Here is a 14,571-nt window from a genome sequence, read left to right as displayed (position 1 = left end):
GACTACCATCCATATACCATCCATTTGGATGGCATATGGATGTCCGAAGGGGATCGTCAAGGGCGGTCGCTCAAGAAAAATATACCCGCCTTGGCGGGCCGTCGTGCCAAGGACGAATACCCCGATTTCCGGACTAGGTCTGCTATCGGCCATTCGCGTCGATTTTGGCGCCCTCCAGCATGTCCGCTCAGTGGGTGAGCTCGGAAACTCCGGCTATCCGGCTTCTCGGTTGAAGGCACCGGTTTGCGCGAGAAAACGCTACGCTTCATCGCTGCCCGTCGTGGACTGAAATCTGGTCCACCGACAGGCCGCCGATGCGCGCGTGGGTGCGGCCGCCGGTCGCCATGACGAGCCCGAACACGATCTCGTCGCGCCGGGGCGCGTCCCAGATCGTCATCTCGGCGGTGCCGAAATGGCTGCGGACGTAAGCCGCCTCGATATGGCCGAGCGGGACCATCAGCCGCGCGCCAACCGCGCCGATGGTCTTGGCGGCGGGCACGATCGCCTTGGCCTGCGCGATCACTTCGCGGATCGCAGCGCCACCCGCCTCGTGCCAGACCGCGCCGTGCTCAAGCTCGCCGTCGCCGCCGACGATCGCGCCCTTGCCATAGGCTTCGATAACGTCCTTGCCGCCCAGCCGCTCGCACAACGTCCGCGCCAGTTGCCGGCCGAGATCGCGCAAGCCAGCCTGAAACGGCATCAGGTCCGGCTCGTAGCGGCCGGCATGGGGATTGTTGATCACGGCAAGCGCGGTGCCGATCAATAGCGGCTGTGTCCGGCGCGGCCCGCGCTCGTGCCAGACTTCTTCGATCGAGAGTTGCGTCTTCCTGATGTCGTAGACTGTCCTTTGGGCCATCACTGCGCGGCCTCATCGATCACGGGGTTACGCAGCACGCCGATCTTCTCCACCTCGACCTCGACGACGTCGCCGGGCACCAGGAACATCGGCGGCTTGCGCGTAAAGCCGACGCCTGCAGGCGTGCCGGTAGCGATGACGTCGCCCGGCATCAGATCGAATATCTCGGAGGCGTAGTTGATCAGCCGCGGAATCGAGAAGATCAGGAACGAGGTGTCCGACTTCTGCACGGTCTTGCCGTTGATGCGGGTCTCGAGCTTCAGCTTGGTCGGATCGGGCAATTCGTCCGTCGTCACCATCCACGGCCCGAACGGCCCGGTGCCGACGAAATTCTTGCCGGCCGCGATCTGCTGCGCATGCATCTGATAGTCGCGGACGCTGACGTCGTTGTAGATCGAATAGCCGGCGACGTGGCCCATGGCGTCGGCCTCGGGAAATGTAGCGGCCGGGCTTGCCGATGATGACGGCGAGTTCGCCCTCCCAATCCAGATGCGTCGACACCTTCGGCCGGATCACCGGCGCGTCGTGGCCGACCTGGGAACGCCACACCCGCAGGAAGATCGGCGGAAACGCCGTGATCTCACGCTTCATGCCGTGGGCCACCGCCTCTTGATGATGGTCGAGATAGTTGCGGACAGCGCAGACGATCTTTTCGGGACGCGGGATCACCGGAAGGTATTTGACGTCGGCGAGCTTCAGGTCGGGCTTGTGGCCGGCCACGAGACGATCGCGCTTCTCGAAATCGGGGCTTGCAATGAAGTCCTGCAGCGTGGCGTGGGGCAGCTTGCTGCCGAGGTCGACCACGCCATCGCCGACGATCGCTCCCCAGGTCTCCCTGCCATTGTTCAGAAATGAAAGCAGCCGCATGGACGTGTATCCTTCTCGGTTGGGACGGGCTGATGAACTGGAATTTCGTCAGAGACAACTATTTTCGAAAATATTGCCGAACGCAACTAAAATCGGTCGCCTGGGCGACATCGACCGAGCACTTTATGAGAAAAGGCGTCCGCTAGCGGCCGCAGGCGTTCAGCCGGCGCTGATCACGCCGGAAGCGTATTTTGCGACGTTGTTGGAGGTGGTCTGGATGTGGCTGGCGATCAGATTGCACGCCTGATCGGCGTTGCGCCCGATCGCGGCCTGCATCAGCGCGCGATGCTCGCCGGCCTTGTCGCGCGGGTGCGGCCGGAACATGGCCGACAGATTGCGGTAGCGCTCGGCGCGATCGAACAGCGAGTTTCGCACGGCAAGCAGCGTCGGCGATCCCGATGCCGAGACCAGCGCCTCATGGAACTGGCGGTGCGCTACCTTCCATTCGGTATTGCTCGCATAATCTTCCCGCTCCCGCTCCTCGATCCTGGCGAGCCGGTGAAGTGACGAGATAACCCTTATTTCCCAGTCGTCGTCGCCCTTCTCGATCGAGCGTCGCATCAGATCGACCTCGATCAGGATGCGGGCATGCGCCAGGTCGTGCAGGTCCTCGAGCGTCACCGGCGCGACCTTGTAGCCACGCTGCTCCTCGGCGACGACAAGCCCCTCCGCCGCCAGCAACGTCAAGGCCTCGCGCAGCGTCGTGAAGCTGGCGCCGAACGACAGGCGCAACGCATCGAACTTCAGCGATTCATTCGGCTTGAGTTGGCAGGTGACGATCTCGTTTCGCAGTCGGTGTGCGATGTCGGAGGCGAGCGTCTTGCCGAATTCCTTGCGCGCCTTGAGGGCTGTCGTTGTCATTGATTCTCTCGCGACCCGAAGGCCGCGATCCTAGCCCAAAAGAATCCCGTTGCAATGATTTTCGTAATGGGACATATTTTCGAAAATATGCAGAAATCAGGGAGGTGCTCGAATGAAGGCTGTATTGGTGCATCGCCCTGGAGGCCCGGAGGCGCTTGACTATGTCGAGGTGCCGATGCCGGCGCTGGGCGAGCGGGACGTTCTGATCCGCGCCCAGGCCTTCGGCGTCGGCCAGCCTGACAAGCTGATCCGCAGCGGCGTCTACAAATGGATGCCGCCGCTGCCAGCCAATCCCGGCAATGACGTCGCCGGGATCCTCGAAGCCGTGGGTGCACACGTGAGCGGGCTGGCCGTCGGCCAGCGGGTACTCCTGAGCGCGCGCGACCTTACCCAGCGCGGCGGCTGCTACGCCGAATATGTCGCAGCGCCTGCGGACGCGGTGCACGTGTTGCCGGACAACGTGGCGTTCGAGGACGCGGTGTGCCTGCCGAACTACCAGGTCGCCTGGGCGCTGCTGCACAATTGCGGCTCCGCTACGCCGCCCCACTCGGCCCTCGTCATCGGTGCGGCCGGCGGGGTCGGGACGTCGCTGGTGCAACTCGCAAAACTCGCCGGGATGAAGGTGATCGGCACCGTCTCCACGCCGGAGAAGGCCGCCTTCGCGCGAAAGATGGGGGCGGACGAGATTGTCCATTATCGCGATGAGGACGTGGTCGCCCGCACCCGTGCGCTGACCGGCGGGCGCGGCGTCAGTCTCGTCCTCGATCACGTCTGCGGCTCCGAATTCTATTCCTATCTCGGCGCGCTCGATAAATGGGGCACCATCGTCTCCTACAACGCGTTTGCCGGACTGCCGACGGAAAACCTGATGGGCGAGATGCGGAAATATCTCGACATCTGCCCGGCGATCCGCTGCTTCTCCTTTCACGTCTACGATAACGACCGCGGAGGCCGGCGCGACATCATGCGAAAGGTGATCGGCTATCTCGCCGATGGCGGCATTCGCCCGTCGATCTTCAAGCGCTTCAAGCTCTCCGAAGTTCGCGCCGCGCATGAACTGCTCGATTCCGGTGCGGCGTTCGGCAAGATCGTGATGACCCCGGATTGAGCTGGATGCCCGCACAGCCCAAACATTCTGCCTGAATTCAAGAGGTCACGAGATGATCAAGGTCAAGCGGCTGCGACACGTCACTTTCACCAGTCCGAACATCGAGGCGCAGCTCGACTACTACCAGTCCATCATCGGGCTCGGCGTCATCCAACGCAGTGACGGTCGGATCCTGCTCGGCACCGAGTCCGAGGAGCTGACACTGGTTCTCGAACGCGGCGCGGCCTCGCAATTGACTTCCATCGCCTATGAAGTTGCGCCCAACCTCGATCCGGCCGACCTGCAGAAATCGCTGGCAAGCCTCGGCATCACATCGGAGATCAGGAGCGACACCGCGCCGGGAATAGCGAAGGCACTCGTCTTCGACGATCCGGACGGACACCGGATCGAATTGTTTTCCAGATGGGAGTTCTGCAAGGCCGTCGAGCCGATCCGTGGCCTTGCCGTCGCGAAGCTTGGCCACGTCGCGCTCCATACGCTCGATCCCGAGCGAACCGCCAAATTCTTCGGCGACGTTCTCGGCTTCCGCATCTCCGACCGTATCGAGGAAAATTTCGTCTTCATGCGCTGCGGCCCCGAACATCATGCGATGAATTTTGCCCGCGGTACCGACGGCCGCCTGCATCATCTCGCCTTCGAGCTGCGCGACGCCTCACACATGCATCAGGCCTGCGACCTGCTCGGCCGCAACAAGTTTCAGATTCTCTGGGGACCGGTGCGGCATGGACCCGGCCACAACGTGGCGGTCTACCATTACAACCCCGATGGTTACCTGATCGAGCTCTATTACAGCATGGATCTGATGCTCGACGAAGAGCTCGGCTATTTCGAGCCGCGTCCCTGGCACCACGATCGTCCGCAGCGGCCGAAGACCTGGATCGGGTTGCCGCGCGACGTCTGGGGTGTCGGGCCAGCCAAGGAGGCGAGCGAATTTTCTCCGGCGATGCGCGGCGTGAAGTAATCGCGCACGCCACCATCAGCCGGAACTGACGTTCAAAAAACAAAACACCAGGGGTGAAACACAAATGGCTCGATCGTTGAACGTCCTGCGCGGACGATTGCTTGCCCTGCGCTGCTGCATCGTTGCCGCAGCGCTTAGCCTCACCTGCCTGGCGCCTTCCATCGCCGCCGCGCAGACGTATCCCAACCGGCCGATCCGGCTGCTGCACGGCTTTGCGGCGGGCGGCGCCGCCGACGCCCAGGCGCGCATCGTCTCGGACGGGCTTTCCAAGCGCCTGGGGCAGGCGGTGGTGGTCGAAGCCAAGCCGGGCGCCGGCGGCAATCTCGCTGCGGACGCCGTCGCCAAATCCGCACCGGATGGCTACACGATCGGTCTCGTCACGGGCGCACATGCCATCTCGGGCGCGCTGTACAAGCAGCTCGCCTATAGCCCGATCGACAGTTTCGATATGTTGTCAACGATGGTCTACTACGCGCTGGTGATTGCGGTTCGCGCCGACCATCAGGCGAAGACACTGGCGGACCTGATTGCGATGGCGAAAGCCAAGCCCGATGCCCTGAGCTACGGCTCGGTCGGTTTCGGCAGCACGCATCATCTCGCGGGCGAGTTGTTGAACGTCACCGCCGGCACCAAGATGGTGCACGTCCCCTATCGCGGCGATTCACTAACCGTCACCTCCCTGCTCGCCGGAGACGTTCCCGTGATCGTCGGGACCACCGTGCTGCTCGCAGGCCAGATCGAGAGCGGCGCCATTCGCGGCCTCGCCGTCACCTCGCCCGCGCGCACCAAGCTGCTACCGAACGTGCCTTCCGTACAGGAAGCCGGCGTTGCGGGTTTCGACGTTCGCACCTGGGCCGGGCTGGTGGCTCCGAAGGGCACGCCGCCCGATATCGTGAAGCGGCTGAACACGGAGATCCAGTCGATGCTGGCCGACCCCGCAACGAAGACGGCGCTGGAGACGGCAACCGGCGGCGAGGTCCGCGGCAGCACGCCGGAGCAAATGCGCGCGCTGATCACGTCGGAGATCGACAAGTGGTCGAAGGTGATCAACGACGCAGGTATCCCGCGCATTTGAGGGGTTGCAGTATCTCACCACGTCATTGCGAGGAGCAAAGCGACGAAGCAATCCACCTATCCGTTATGCCGCACGATGGATTGCTTCGCTTCGCTCGCAATGACGAACAGTAGCTGACCTTCGCGATCAATCGAGAAGCCGCGGCATACTGGATACCCCGCTTTCGCGGGGTATGACAGCGGGGGTGCTTCGCGCGGAGCCGTCCTGTTCCGCAACGGCATAAAGGAAAAGCGCAAGCTGATACGCAAGACATTGTAGCATTGCGCGCGCAGGACTTGTCGTGCGGCGGAATTTTCGCCCTACTCGCCTCGCGACCATGACCAAGCCCGCACCAGTGCCACCTGCCTTCCATCCGGTCCGGTGGCTGACCAACCAGCCTTACCTGCTGCTGAGCCTGACCTCGCTGTTCTGGGCCGGCAACATCGTGCTGGCGCGCCATGTCGCCGGGCATGTACCGCCGTTGACGCTGTCCTGCGTCCGCTGGATCGGCACCTTTCTGATCCTGCTGCCGTTCGCCTGGCCGCATCTGAAGCAGGACTGGCCGGTGCTGCGCGCGCACCTGCCGATGATGCTGTTCCTGTCGCTGGTCGGTTTTGCCTACAACAATGCGATCTCCTACTGGGCGCTGCAATATACCGAGGCGCTGAACGCGCTATTGATCCAGTCGGCGGGGCCGTTGTTTGTTGCGCTGTGGTCGCTGGCGCTGTTCGGCGTCCGCCTGACCGGTGCGCAGCTTGCCGGCATCACCATCTCGCTTGCCGGCGTCTTGACCATCATCCTGCGCGGCGATTTCGGCGCGCTCGCCGGCATCAGCTTCAACCGCGGCGACCTGATGTTTGCGAGCTCCCTGGTGTCGTTCGGATTGTATTCGGCGCTGATCCCGCGCCGCCCGGTGACGCACGCGCTATCGCTGATTTCATTCACCACCTGCTGCGGCGCGCTGATGCTGGTGCCGTTCTCGATCTGGGAATTCTCGACCGGCGCGACGCTGAAGTTCGACATGATCTCGATGGCGACGCTGGGCTATGCCGTGGTCTTTCCCTCGACGCTGGCGTACCTGTTCTTCAACCGCGGACTGGCGCTGATCGGGCCCAATCGTGCCGCGCCGTTCTTCCACCTAGTGCCGGTGTTCGGCTCGGCGATGGCGATCCTGCTGCTCGGCGAGCAGTTGCGGTTATTCCATCTGGTGGGCTATGCGCTGGTGCTGGCCGGCGTCGTGATCGCGTCAAGGCGGGCCTCAGCGAAGAAAGCTTAGCAGCGCCTGCGGCTTGGCGTCTTACCGGCTTCCACTTTGTCCCTCGGCAGGCTAGCTTGCCTGCCAATTCAACATAAGAACAAACGAGGAAACAACTATATGTTCGCGTTATTGAAGCGGTATCGGCCTGTCGCCGCAGCGGCTCCCCTGATGCTGGCGATGATCGCCACGGCTGCCGCGCAGGCGCCCTATCCGAACCGCAACATCACGCTGGTGCTGCCGTTCGCGGCCGGCAGCGGCACCGATACCACCACGCGCATCATTTCGAAGGAGCTCGGCACCGCGCTCGGCGCCGGCATGGTGATCGAGAACAAGGCGGGTGCCAACGGCTCGATCGCGGCGAGCTATGTCGCGCGTTCCGCGCCCGACGGCTACACGCTGTTCGTGACGACCAACACGTCGCATTCGGCCAATCCGTATCTGCTCAAGAACATGACCTACGATCCGATCAAGGATTTCACGCCGATCGCGCGCACCGGCGACCTGCCCTTCATGCTGGTGATCAATCCAGACGTTCCGGCCAACTCCGTGGCCGAGCTGATCGCGCTCGCCAAGAAGGAGCCGGGCAAATACACCTATGCCAGCGGCAGCTCGGCGGCGATCGTCGCCGGCGCGACCTTCGCCCGCCTCGCCGGCATCGACTTGCTGCACGTTCCCTACAAGAGCTCGCCGCCGGCGCTGACCGACCTGATCGCCGGCCGCGTCTCCATGATGTTCATCGACGTGCCGACCGGCCTGCCGCACGTCAACGCCAAGGCGCTGAAGGCGCTGGCGGTGACAACCAAGAAGCGCTCGGCGCTGCTGCCCGATCTGCCGACCATGGACGACACGGTGAAGGGTTTTGATATCACCTCGTGGCAGGGCTATTTCGGTCCGGCCAACCTGCCGAAGGATATCGTGACCAGGCTGAACGCGGAGATCCGCAAAGTGGTCGAGCGGCCCGACATCAAGAGCCAACTCGCCGAGCGCGGCATGGAGGCGTTCTCCGGAACGCCGGAAGAGTTCGATGCCTTCGTGAAGGAGCAGCTCCTGGTGTGGGAGAAGCTGATCACGGCCGCGGGGATCGAGAAGCAGTAGCTGCCGCGCTGCGTAGCGTCGTAGGGTGGGCAAAGCGAAGCGTGCCCACCATTCACTTAATGACTCGTGGATAGATGGTGGGCACGGCGCAAGTGCGCCTTTGCCCACCCTGCAATTCTGCCTTACGCCACGCGCACCTTACCCAGGAACTCGTCCACTGCGCTGCGCAGCATGCCGGACTGGGTGTCGAGCTCACGGGCGCTCGCCAGCACTTCGGAGGCTGCCTTGCCGGTTGCGGCTGCCGCTGTACTGACGCCGCCGATATGGGCCGAGATCTCGTTCGATCCGGCCGCCACCGACTGAATGTTGCGGGCGATTTCGCGGGTGGCGCCGCCCTGCTGCTCGACGGCGGTCGAGATCGAGACGGTGATCTCGCTCATCTGCGCGATGGTCTCTGAGATGCCGCCGATCGAGGCCACGGCTTCGCTGGTGGACGCCTGCATGGCCGCGACCTGCGCGGAGATTTCCTCGGTCGCTTTCGCAGTCTGGTTGGCAAGCGCCTTCACTTCCGACGCCACCACCGCAAAGCCGCGCCCGGAATCGCCGGCGCGCGCCGCTTCGATGGTGGCATTCAGCGCAAGCAGGTTGGTTTGGGCAGCGATCGAGTGGATCAGCTTGACCACTTCGCCGATCTTCTCGGCGCCGGTCGAGAGCGCGCCGACGGTGGCGTTGGTACGCTCGGCGTCGCTGACCGCCTTGGCGGCGATCTCGCTGGAGCGCGTCACCTGCCGGGAAATTTCAGTAACCGAACTGGAGAGCTCTTCGGCCGCGGATGCCACCGTGCCGACATTGTCAGACGAACGCTGCGACGCCGCGCCGACGGTCGCCGCGCGTGCGCTGGCGTCGCTGGCGGTCGTGGTCATGGATTGCGCCGTGCTCTGCATGCCGGCGGCCGCCGTCGAAACCGAGCGGACGATGCCGGTCACGCTGCGTTCGAAGTCGCTGGCGATGCTTTCCATCGCCGCCCGCCGTTCGGCCTCGGCGCGCGCCTGCACCTCGGCTTCCTTCTGCTCGAGCCCGCGGATGCGAACCGCGTTGTCCTTGAAGATCTGCACGGTCGCAGCCATCGCGCCGATCTCGTCGCCGCGGCCGATGCCAGGAATTTCACCGTCGAGCCGGCCCTCGGCGAGGTCCTGCATGCGGGCGCCAAGCTGACCGAGCGGCTTCGAGATACTGCGGCCGATCATCCAGGCGATGCTGCCGGCAACCAGCGCGATGCCGAGAATGGCAAACCCGAGCACTGCCGCGATCGGCTTCATTTTGGCGTCGAGGTCGTCGAGATAAGCGCCGGTGCCGACGAACATGTTCCAGCCGGGGATCGGAACCGCGTAGGAGAATTTGCGGATCAACTCGTCTTGTCCGGGTTTGCGGAATTCATAGCGCAGCATGATTTCGCCGTTCGCCGCGACGCCATCGCGCAGCTCACGCACCAGCTTTCGGCCACCGGTGTCGATGTCCATGCGGTTCTGGCCGATCTGGCTGGGAACCGGGGCCAGCACGGCGACGCCATCCATCGTGTAGGCAAACACGTAGCCGTTGCCATTGTCGAAGGTCAGCGTATTGCCGCGCTTGCTGAACTCGGCAATCGCCGCCTCCTTGGTCATCTGGCCGGCGGCAACCTGCTTCTGCAGGCCGAGCGCCATGTTGCGCGCCATGTCGACAATCGCCTTGGTCTGCTCGATCCGCGCATTGAGCATCTCACGCTGCATCAAATAGCCCGCGAGCGCACCGGCGGCGCAGAGGCCAAGCAGGGTCACGCCCACCAGAATGCCGAGTTTGGGGGTGATCTTGAGATTGGTCAGCTTCACGGGGATCTCCGGAAATAGGCGCGTGGCACGCGATTGGCCGATTGATTCGGCGCACAATATCGTGAGACCCTTTAGCGCTTTGTTACGAAGGCCAGCGGAAATCCGGCAGAACGCGGTGCAGCCGATCAAGCGGCAACTGGCGATTGTAGCGGAAGCAAGTCAAGTCGCGTAAAAGGTGAAAGTACGTCAACGATGAAAGTGGCGGCGCCCGCCGCCTCAAACCAACACCGAAAAATGAAATCGGGAGCAGGAAATGCCGAAATTCAGGGTGGTGACGCCGAAGGGCGCGAGCTTCACGGTCGCCGGCGGCGGCTATGACTATGAGATGGAAGCGCTCGATCCGATTGGGGCCGAAATCATCGAGGCGCCGGCCAACGAGGCGGAATTCATCGCCGCCGCAAGAACCGCAGACGCGATCTACGCCAAGGGCATGCCGATTACCAAAGCCGTCATCGACGCGCTCGAAAATTGCAAGGTGATCACGCTCGGCAGCGTCGGCGTCGACAGTGTCGACGTGAAGGCCGCCACCGCCCGCGGCATTCCCGTCACCAACATTCCTGACACCTTCATTGAAGAGGTCGCCGACCACGCCATGATGCTGCTGCTGGCGGGCTTTCGGCGGCTGGTCGAGCAGGACAAGATGGCGCGCACCGGCCGCTGGTCCGAGGGCCGGCCTGCGCTGTTGAAGATCCCGCGGCTGATGGGCCAGACGCTCGGCTTCATCTCGTTCGGCCGGGTGGCCCGCGCCGTTGCCAAGCGCGCCGCGCCCTTCGGCCTGCGCATGATGGCCTATGACCCGTTCATCCAGGAAACGCTGATGTACGACCACGGCGTGATGCCGGCGACGCTGTCGGAGGTGCTGTCGCAGTCGGACTTCGTCTCGATGCACGCGCCGGCCCGGCCGGAGGTGCACCACATGCTGACCGAGAAGCATTTCCGCCAGATGAAAAATTCCGCCATCTTCATCAATACCGGCCGCGGCGCCACGGTGGAGGAGGAAGCGCTGATCAAGGCGCTGCAGGAGGGCTGGATTGCGCACGCCGCCCTCGACGTGCTGGAAAAGGAGCCGCCGTCGCACAACAATCCGATACTTTCGATGGAAAACGTCACCCTGACTGCCCATGTCGCCTCGGCATCGGCACGTTTTGACGAGGCGCGCAAGCGCCGCGTGGGCTACGAATTGTCACTGGTCCTGCAGGGGATGTGGCCGGTAAGCTGCGTCAATCCGTCGGTGCTGCAAAACACCTCGCTCCGCCGCTGGCAGCCTGTCAGCATGGATCGCGGCCCGAACAGCTAACACGGCGAAATGTTTCGAACGACAGGGTTCACCGGCGATTCAACGCCGGGAACCGATACAGGGAGAGCACCATGAGGAACGACATCACCCGTCGCGATGCGTTGGCTTTGGGCGCCTCGGCAGCGGCGCTGGCCGTGACCGGAGCTTCGGCGCAGACCACATCGCCAATCAAAGCTGCCGACGTCCCGCCCCCCAAGTTCGCAATCGAAAAAGGCGCATCCTTGCGCATGCTGCGCCCGGTGCGCTTCGTGCAAGCCGACGAGGACGTGTTCCGCGCCAACGCGGCCAAATTCTCCAAGGAAACCGGCATCGAGGTCAAGGTCGACTTCGTCGGCTGGGAAGACATCAGCCAGCAGACCGCGGTGACCTCGAATTCCGGCGCCGGCCCGGATATCATCATCGGCTTCTCCGATGCGCCGCACATCTATGTCGACAAGCTGGTCGAACTGAACGACGTCACCGACTATCTCGGCAAGCGCTATGGCGGCTGGCTGCCGCTGGCGCAGACGTACGGCAAGCGCAGCAAGAGCGACAAATGGATCGGATTGCCGTTCGGCGCTACTGCCGGCCCGCTGATCTACCGAAAATCGGTGCTGCAATCGATCGGCTACGACAAGGTCCCGGAAGACAGTGCCGGATTTGTGGACCTTTGCCAGAAGCTGCACAAGGCCGGCAAGCCGGCCGGCTTCGCGTTGGGCAATGCCAAGGGCGACGGCAACGGTTTTGCCAACTGGGCGCTGTGGTCGCACAACGCTTCGCTGCTCGATGAAGAGGGTAATATCATCATCAACAGCAAGGAGACCATCGAAGCGCTGAAGTGGGTCAAGGCACTGTACCCGACCTTCATCGCCGGCACGTCATCGTGGAACGACGTCAGCAACAACCGCGCCTACTCCTCGCAGGAAATCTCGCTGACCGCCAACGGCGTCTCGCTGTACTTCTCGCTGAAGAACGATCCGGCGACCAAGGCGATTGCCGAGGACAGCGAGCATCAACTGCTGCCGAAGGGCCTCGCCAAGGTATCGCCGATGGCCGGCCTGACGCTGAACGCGATGCTGTTCAAGCACAGCCCCTATCCCAATGCCGCAAAGGCGTTCCTGCAATTCATGATGGAAAAGGAACAGTACGAGCCGTGGCTCAACGCCAACTCCGGCTACTGGTCGCAGCCGCTTGCCGCCTATGCCGATGCCGCGGTCTGGTCCAGCGACCCCAAGGTCTCGATCTTCAAGAACACCATGCAGAGCACCTATTACGATGGCTACAAGGGGCCGATTTCGACCGCAACCGGTGCGGTCAGCGCCGACTACGTACTGATCCAGATGTGCGCCGCGGTCGCGACAGGTGCCCAGACGCCGGAGGCCGCCGCCGCGGAGGCGGAGCAGCGTGCGAAGCGGTACTTCCGGCGCCAGGGGCGGTAAGCCGCAGAACCGTAGATCCTGATTAACCGTCATTGCGAGCGAAGCGACGCAATCCATAGCGCCACAAAGGAAGAATGGATTGCTTCGTCGCTTCGCTCCTCGCAATGACGACGGTGGATAAACATTCAATGTCCGTAACCACTCTACCATCGCGCGGCATCGCGCTCCGGCAACCGGGCTGGATCGCGCGCCTGTTCGACTACAAGCCGTTCCTGATCGTGATGTGCCTTGCGCCGGCAATCGGGCTGTTGACGGTATTCCTCACCTACCCGCTCGGCCTCGGCGTCTGGCTCGCCTTCACCGACACCACGATCGGCCAGCGCGGTATCTTTATCGGCCTGGAGAATTTCCAGTATCTGTGGACCGATCCCTTGTGGTGGGGCGCGGTGTTCTACAGTGTGTTCTACACGGCGATCGCGACCTTCGGGAAATTCGCGCTCGGCTTCTGGCTGGCGCTCCTGCTCAACAACCACTTCCCGCTCAAGAGCCTGTTGCGCGCCATCGTGCTGTTGCCGTGGATCGTGCCGACGGTGCTGTCGGCGCTGGCGTTCTGGTGGATCTACGATCCGCAGTTCTCGATCATCTCCTATCTGCTGGTCGATGTGCTGCACATCCGCTCGACCAACATCGACTTCCTCGGCACGCCCTGGCCGGCGCGCTTCTCGCTAATCGCCGCCAACATCTGGCGCGGCATTCCGTTCGTGGCGATCTCGCTCCTGGCGGGCCTGCAGACCATCTCACCCTCGCTCTATGAAGCCGCGATGCTGGACGGCGCCACCGCCTGGCAGCGCTTCCGCTACATCACCCTCCCGATGATGATGCCGATTCTGGCGATCGTGATGACGTTCTCGATCATCTTCACTTTTACCGACTTCCAGCTCGTCTATGCCATCACGCGCGGCGGTCCGGTCAATTCCACGCACCTGCTGGCGACGCTGGCGTTCCAGCGCGGCATCGCCGGCGGCGAGCTTGGCGAGGGTGCAGCGATCGCGGTCTCGATGATCCCGTTCCTCGTGTTCGCGACGTTGTTCAGCTACTTCGGCCTGGCGCGCCGCAAATGGCAGCAGGGAGAAGCCAATGACTGACGTAGCTGCCCAATCCACCAACGCCGCCAGCGCCACGCCGGACACCATGGCGTGGGATTCCCGCGCGCGGCGGGCGATGATGATCTACCTGCCGCTGGCCTGCTTCGTGCTGATCCTGCTGTTTCCGTTCTACTGGATGGCGATCACCTCGTTCAAGCCGAACGCGGAGCTGTTGAACTACAAGCAGCACAATCCGTTCTGGATCTCCTCGCCGACGCTGGCGCATATCAAGCATCTGCTGTTCGACACCGCCTATCCGACCTGGCTCAAGACCACGATGTTCGTGGCGATCGGCTCCACCTTCCTGTCGCTGTTCGCTTCGACGCTCGCGGCTTACGCGATCGAGCGCTTGCGCTTCCGCGGCAGCCCCTATGTGGGCCTCGGCATCTATCTCGCCTATCTGGTGCCGCCCTCGATCCTGTTCATTCCGCTAGCTACCGTGATCGTGCAGTTCGGCCTGTTCGACTCACCGATGGCGCTGATCCTGGTGTATCCGACCTTCCTGGTGCCGTTCTGCACCTGGCTATTGATCGGCTATTTCAAGTCGATCCCCTATGAGCTCGAGGAATGCGCACTGGTCGATGGCGCCACCAGGCTGCAAATCCTGCGCCGGATCACGCTGCCGCTCGCCGTGCCCGGCCTGATCTCGGCCGGCATCTTCTCCTTCACGCTGTCGTGGAACGAATTCATCTACGCACTCGCCTTCATCCAGAGCGGCGCCAACAAGACGGTGCCGGTCGCGATCCTGACCGAGCTCGTCACCGGCGACGTCTACCAGTGGGGCGCGCTGATGGCGGGCTCGCTGCTCGGCTCGCTGCCGGTCGCGCTGTTCTATTCGCTGTTCGTGGATTATTACGTGTCGTCGCTGACGGGCGCGGTGAAGGAGTAACATCGCCGCGTGCG

Annotated in this window: 12 protein-coding genes and 1 pseudogene; 9 read left to right on the top strand and 4 right to left on the bottom strand. The window is 63.2% G+C overall.

The features are described 5' to 3' along the window. Positions 1-265 precede the first annotated feature (265 nt). The 3 genes and pseudogenes from V1273_RS06915 to V1273_RS06905 all read right to left on the bottom strand — a co-directional run bounded on the left by V1273_RS06915 (position 266) and on the right by V1273_RS06905 (position 2,584). Positions 266-856 carry an amino acid synthesis family protein gene (locus V1273_RS06915; RefSeq protein ID WP_334366866.1) on the bottom strand — a complete coding sequence of 197 codons (591 nt, stop codon included), beginning with the start codon at positions 854-856 and terminating at the stop codon, positions 266-268. After that, positions 856-1,723, bottom strand: a pseudogene (locus V1273_RS06910) (fumarylacetoacetate hydrolase family protein). The gene V1273_RS06915 and the pseudogene V1273_RS06910 overlap by 1 nt, the downstream one beginning before the upstream one ends. A 159-nt stretch (positions 1,724-1,882) precedes the next feature. Next, a complete protein-coding gene (locus V1273_RS06905) occupies positions 1,883-2,584 on the bottom strand; it encodes a GntR family transcriptional regulator (RefSeq protein WP_334409132.1) in 702 nt (233 codons plus the stop codon). A 112-nt stretch (positions 2,585-2,696) separates the two neighbouring features. Here V1273_RS06905 and V1273_RS06900 point away from each other — a divergent pair, with 112 nt between their 5' ends. From V1273_RS06900 to V1273_RS06880, 5 genes are all read left to right on the top strand, one after another. After that, entirely contained in the window at positions 2,697-3,692 is a 996-nt protein-coding gene (locus V1273_RS06900) for a zinc-dependent alcohol dehydrogenase family protein (RefSeq protein ID WP_334383550.1), read from the top strand. 52 nt (positions 3,693-3,744) lie between these two features. Next, complete coding sequence (locus V1273_RS06895; RefSeq protein WP_334383551.1) at positions 3,745-4,653, top strand: VOC family protein; 909 nt, start codon at positions 3,745-3,747, stop codon at positions 4,651-4,653. A 64-nt stretch (positions 4,654-4,717) separates the two neighbouring features. Then, positions 4,718-5,728, top strand: coding sequence for a tripartite tricarboxylate transporter substrate binding protein (locus V1273_RS06890; RefSeq protein ID WP_334383552.1), 1,011 nt, complete (start codon positions 4,718-4,720; stop codon positions 5,726-5,728). A gap of 316 nt (positions 5,729-6,044) precedes the next feature. Then, a complete protein-coding gene (locus V1273_RS06885; RefSeq protein ID WP_334366860.1) occupies positions 6,045-6,983 on the top strand; it encodes a DMT family transporter in 939 nt (312 codons plus the stop codon). Positions 6,984-7,133: 150 nt separating this feature from the next. Continuing rightward, positions 7,134-8,060 carry a Bug family tripartite tricarboxylate transporter substrate binding protein gene (locus tag V1273_RS06880; RefSeq protein WP_442894140.1) on the top strand — a complete coding sequence of 309 codons (927 nt, stop codon included), beginning with the start codon at positions 7,134-7,136 and terminating at the stop codon, positions 8,058-8,060. Between the two features lie 122 nt (positions 8,061-8,182). Here the strand turns inward: V1273_RS06880 and V1273_RS06875 are convergent, their stop codons facing one another. Further along, on the bottom strand, positions 8,183-9,868 hold the full coding sequence (locus V1273_RS06875; protein WP_334366858.1) for a methyl-accepting chemotaxis protein: 1,686 nt from the start codon (positions 9,866-9,868) through the stop codon (positions 8,183-8,185). Between the two features lie 253 nt (positions 9,869-10,121). Between V1273_RS06875 and V1273_RS06870 the strand changes: the two genes are divergently transcribed. From V1273_RS06870 to V1273_RS06855, 4 genes are all read left to right on the top strand, one after another. After that, positions 10,122-11,165, top strand: a complete 1,044-nt coding sequence (locus tag V1273_RS06870; protein WP_334409130.1) for a C-terminal binding protein — start codon at positions 10,122-10,124, stop codon at positions 11,163-11,165. A gap of 71 nt (positions 11,166-11,236) precedes the next feature. Beyond that, on the top strand, positions 11,237-12,583 hold the full coding sequence (locus tag V1273_RS06865) for an ABC transporter substrate-binding protein (protein ID WP_334366856.1): 1,347 nt from the start codon (positions 11,237-11,239) through the stop codon (positions 12,581-12,583). Positions 12,584-12,711: 128 nt separating this feature from the next. Next, a complete protein-coding gene (locus V1273_RS06860) occupies positions 12,712-13,668 on the top strand; it encodes a carbohydrate ABC transporter permease (RefSeq protein ID WP_334366855.1) in 957 nt (318 codons plus the stop codon). Beyond that, positions 13,661-14,557, top strand: coding sequence for a carbohydrate ABC transporter permease (locus V1273_RS06855; RefSeq protein WP_334409129.1), 897 nt, complete (start codon positions 13,661-13,663; stop codon positions 14,555-14,557). The genes V1273_RS06860 and V1273_RS06855 overlap by 8 nt, the downstream gene beginning before the upstream one ends. Positions 14,558-14,571 lie beyond the last annotated feature (14 nt).

Origin of the sequence: Bradyrhizobium sp. AZCC 1721 (genome assembly GCF_036924715.1) — a bacterium.
Lineage (GTDB): Bacteria > Pseudomonadota > Alphaproteobacteria > Rhizobiales > Xanthobacteraceae > Bradyrhizobium.
The sequence above is the reverse complement of the archived record's forward strand: the minus strand, read 5'-3'. Positions and strand labels throughout refer to the sequence as shown.

What these genes read in the sequence shown, in the direction of transcription:
- V1273_RS06915 (WP_334366866.1), bottom strand. Translation starts at nt 856, where the DNA reads ATGGCCCAAAGGACAGTCTACGACATCAGGAAGACGCAACTCTCGATC.
- V1273_RS06905 (WP_334409132.1), bottom strand. Translation starts at nt 2,584, where the DNA reads ATGACAACGACAGCCCTCAAGGCGCGCAAGGAATTCGGCAAGACGCTC.
- V1273_RS06900 (WP_334383550.1), top strand. Translation starts at nt 2,697, where the DNA reads ATGAAGGCTGTATTGGTGCATCGCCCTGGAGGCCCGGAGGCGCTTGAC.
- V1273_RS06895 (WP_334383551.1), top strand. Translation starts at nt 3,745, where the DNA reads ATGATCAAGGTCAAGCGGCTGCGACACGTCACTTTCACCAGTCCGAAC.
- V1273_RS06890 (WP_334383552.1), top strand. Translation starts at nt 4,718, where the DNA reads ATGGCTCGATCGTTGAACGTCCTGCGCGGACGATTGCTTGCCCTGCGC.
- V1273_RS06885 (WP_334366860.1), top strand. Translation starts at nt 6,045, where the DNA reads ATGACCAAGCCCGCACCAGTGCCACCTGCCTTCCATCCGGTCCGGTGG.
- V1273_RS06880 (WP_442894140.1), top strand. Translation starts at nt 7,134, where the DNA reads ATGCTGGCGATGATCGCCACGGCTGCCGCGCAGGCGCCCTATCCGAAC.
- V1273_RS06870 (WP_334409130.1), top strand. Translation starts at nt 10,122, where the DNA reads ATGCCGAAATTCAGGGTGGTGACGCCGAAGGGCGCGAGCTTCACGGTC.
- V1273_RS06865 (WP_334366856.1), top strand. Translation starts at nt 11,237, where the DNA reads ATGAGGAACGACATCACCCGTCGCGATGCGTTGGCTTTGGGCGCCTCG.
- V1273_RS06860 (WP_334366855.1), top strand. Translation starts at nt 12,712, where the DNA reads ATGTCCGTAACCACTCTACCATCGCGCGGCATCGCGCTCCGGCAACCG.
- V1273_RS06855 (WP_334409129.1), top strand. Translation starts at nt 13,661, where the DNA reads ATGACTGACGTAGCTGCCCAATCCACCAACGCCGCCAGCGCCACGCCG.